The organism is Brevibacterium sp. VCM10, from assembly GCF_000583215.1.
Taxonomy (GTDB): Bacteria; Actinomycetota; Actinomycetes; order Actinomycetales; family Brevibacteriaceae; genus Brevibacterium; species Brevibacterium linens.
The window spans coordinates 1-3,269 of record NZ_JAJB01000095.1 but is presented as its reverse complement, the minus strand read 5'-3'; the positions used below and the strand labels follow the sequence as shown (position 1 = coordinate 3,269).

3 protein-coding genes are annotated in these 3,269 nt (G+C 65.3%); 1 reads left to right on the top strand and 2 read right to left on the bottom strand.

Going from position 1 to position 3,269, the window contains the following annotated elements; translation table 11 throughout:
* On the bottom strand, nt 1-1,047 hold a 1,047-nt coding region (locus tag AD89_RS0117215), incomplete at its 3' end, for a hypothetical protein (protein ID WP_025780837.1).
* Nucleotides 1,044-1,832 (bottom strand): helix-turn-helix transcriptional regulator, encoded by a 789-nt coding sequence (locus AD89_RS0117210; RefSeq protein ID WP_035321432.1) that lies wholly within the window; start codon nt 1,830-1,832, stop codon nt 1,044-1,046. The genes AD89_RS0117210 and AD89_RS0117215, both read right to left, overlap by 4 nt.
* 330 nt (nt 1,833-2,162) lie before the next feature.
* Between AD89_RS0117210 and AD89_RS0117205 the strand changes: the two genes are divergently transcribed.
* Nucleotides 2,163-3,269 (top strand): CpaF family protein (locus AD89_RS0117205; RefSeq protein WP_025780833.1); only part of this gene is annotated, 1,107 nt, incomplete at its 3' end.

Genomic DNA, 3,269 nt, shown 5'->3' with positions numbered 1-3,269 from the left:
GGTGATCGCCGAGGCGGCTGCCATGAGCGCGAATCCGAGCAGGGCGATGACGTTGATGACTCCGCCCCAGCGCAGGGCCCAGTCAAGGTCGAGGCCGTTGCCGAGACCGATGCGCAGGATGAGACTGAGATGCAGGAGCGCGGCGGGGATATAGAAGCCGCGGTGGTAGGGCAGGCGGATTCGCAGCACAGCGGGCAGGATGACCGAGGCGTGGGCCATGATCATCGAGATCGCGAAGCCGAGGAATACCGCGTGGATGGTCGCGTCCATGGCGCGGACACTTGTCGGCGGGCCTCCGAGGACCCAGATGAGTCCGGCCACGGCCAGCCACACGTACCCGGCCATGAGGCAGGTGCCGATGAACCCCGGCTGGCCGGGAGCGCGCCAGGTGCGGCAGGCGACATCGTTGATGAGCAGCCAGGCGACGAGCGTGAGCAGCGCGACGCCGATGACGGTCATACCGACGCCAGGCCACAGCAGCGAGGCGAGCAGCGCGAGGCAGAAGAGTCCGACGAGGAGGCGGAAGACCACCACGGCCGGAGAGCTGATGCTCATGCGCGCGAGTTCGAGGCGCTCGGCGGCGATGGTGAGGACGACGTAGCCGGTCAGCCAGGCAATGAGACCGGAGACCGGCACACCGCCCATCCACATGAGCGCCGCGGCCGTGAGCATCGCCGCACCGAGGGCTTGGACGAGCACTGCGTCGTCGAAGTTGCGTCTGAACAGGGGAATGTAGAGCAGGGTGAAGGCGAGGCTGCCGGCGAGCAGGCCGATCTGGCCGACGATGAGCGGAGCCGGGGTGAGGACCGCGATCGCGCCGAGTCCGAGCAGAGCGGGTGCGATGAAGCCTGCGGGTTTGGCCAGGGCGACGGAGCGCTCCAAAGCGATGAGGGTGCCAAGGAATCCGAAGACCATGAGGATGCCGTGGAGGTCGGGCAGCGAGGCAGCATCGACCGGGGCCCAGACGCCGAGCAGCAGCAGGGCCGCATCGAGTCCGGCAAGGAGCGCCAGGGCTCCGGGGATGAGGAAGACGAGGCGGCGAGTCATGGATGTGTGCTTCCGGACGCGCCGTCGCTCAGGTGCAGACGGCAGGCTCCGGGTTCGGAGAACGGGTCCAGCTCGGATTCGGCAGCGGGGTCACCGAAGACCTCGAGGGCACCGCGGACCAGGCCGAGGTGGACGCCGCAGACAATGTCGGGGTATTCGTGTGCCGCCTCGAGCAGCGGGCACCGGGTGAGCCGGAAGCTGTGTACGTCTGCACCAGGGGCCCGTTTGTCGGACAGAATCGCCTCGGCGTCTGAAGTCACGGATTCGGGCGCGAAACCGAGGGTGTCGAGGAGAGCGAGAGTCTCCTCGGCGGGGGTGCGCTCATCCGCGGGCGTGTGCTCCTCGGCGTCGGCACGATTCTGCGCGACCTCGCGAGCGAGGTCACGGCCCCAGTCGAGGCCGGCCGCGATCCCGTCTGCGCGCGGGTTCATGCTCGTGCGATCGATCTGCGCGGCCAGCACCGAGGCGAGGCCGAGGTATTCCGAGGACCCGGTCTTCGGCGATCCGATCGCCCGGTACAACCAGGCGGGACGCCCGCGACCCGAGGAGGGAGCCTTCGTCTTTGTGGCGGCACCTGCTTCGACGAGCTGGTCGAGGTGTTCGCGCACGGTGTTCTGGTGCAGTCCGGTCATCGCCGCCAGCGCCGAGATCGTCACGGCTCCAGCCTGCGCTACGAGGTGCTCATGGACGAATACGACTGCCGGGCTCAGGTCGGCCTGTGGAGCCGCGGGCTCGGGCCCGAGCGCTGCGGAATCGCCGTCTGAGTGCTCCCGATTGTTTTTCACGGTCTCCATTGTATTAAATGATTCCGGCTCGCGAACACCCGGTGCCGACAGGAACAAAAGCGCCGCCGGCGGGAGATCTCATTCATCCCGCCGGCGGCGCGGCTCACATCGCTTCACACGAAGACTGGTGAGGAAAATAAAGATCGAAACCCACCCCCGCGCAAGACGAAAAGCCCCCATAGTGACATTCGTGAAACTACACGGCGGGCATTTGCCGAACCGATTCTCCGTTATCCACAGATTTGGTTTTTCACTAGATTCTTCATTCGACTACAGATAGGTTAAACAGCAAATCACGCTGTCTATTGAATGATCGGGCAAGGGTTCAGAGTGGAAGCCACCGAAGTCATCACCAGCGAGGTCCACAAACGGATCAGAGATCTCGATGTGGATCCCCGCGCCGAAATTCAGCGCTCTCGCGAGCTCATTCGCACCGTCATCGCCGAATACGACGAGCGCAGCCTCGTCGCCGATCTCCCCGTACTCGAGGACAAAGAGGCGACGTTCCGCCATATCGATCATCAGCTCTCGGGGTTCGGTGCCCTGCAGGACTATTTCGATGATCCGCACGTCGAAGAGATCTGGGTCAACTCGCCGAGCGAGGTGTTCATCGCCGTCGACGGAATCCATCAGCTGACGACGACGAAGCTCAGCACCGGTGAACTCGATGACCTCATCGAGCGGATGCTGCGCACCTCGGGCCGCCGCGTCGATCTGTCGCAGCCTTTCGTCGACGCCATCCTGCCCGACGGGTCCCGTCTGCATGTGGTGCTGCCCGATATCACTCGCACCCATCCGGCCGTGAATATCCGCAAGTTCATCGCCCGACCGCGCAATCTCGCCAATCTGATCGCGCATGGATCGCTGACGGCCGGGGCCGCCGAGTTCCTCGACGCTGCCGTGGCCAGTGGGGCCAATATCCTTGTCTCCGGGGCCACTCAGGCGGGCAAGACGACGATGCTCAACGCCTTGGCCGGCTCGATTCCGGCCCGTGAACGCACGATCTCCTGCGAAGAGGTCTTCGAACTCAATCTGCCCAGCCGCGACTGGGTCCCCATGCAGTGTCGCCAGCCCTCATTGGAAGGCACCGGCGAAGTCACCCTCCGTGCCCTCGTCAAAGAGGCGCTGCGGATGCGGCCGACGCGCATCATCGTCGGCGAGGTCAGAGAGGCCGAGAGCCTCGACCTCCTCGTGGCGTTGAATTCTGGGCTGCCCGGGATGGGCACCATCCACGCGAACTCTGCCCGGGCGGCGATCACGAAGATCTGCACTCTGCCGCTGCTGGCCGGGGCGAACATCTCCTCGGCGTTCGTCGTTCCCACGGTCGCAGTCAGCCTCGACGTCGTCGTCCACCTGCGCAGAGATCCGTCCGGGGTACGCCGGGTCGATGAGATCTGCGCGGTGCCCGGCGGAGTAGAAGGCGACGTCGTCGAACTC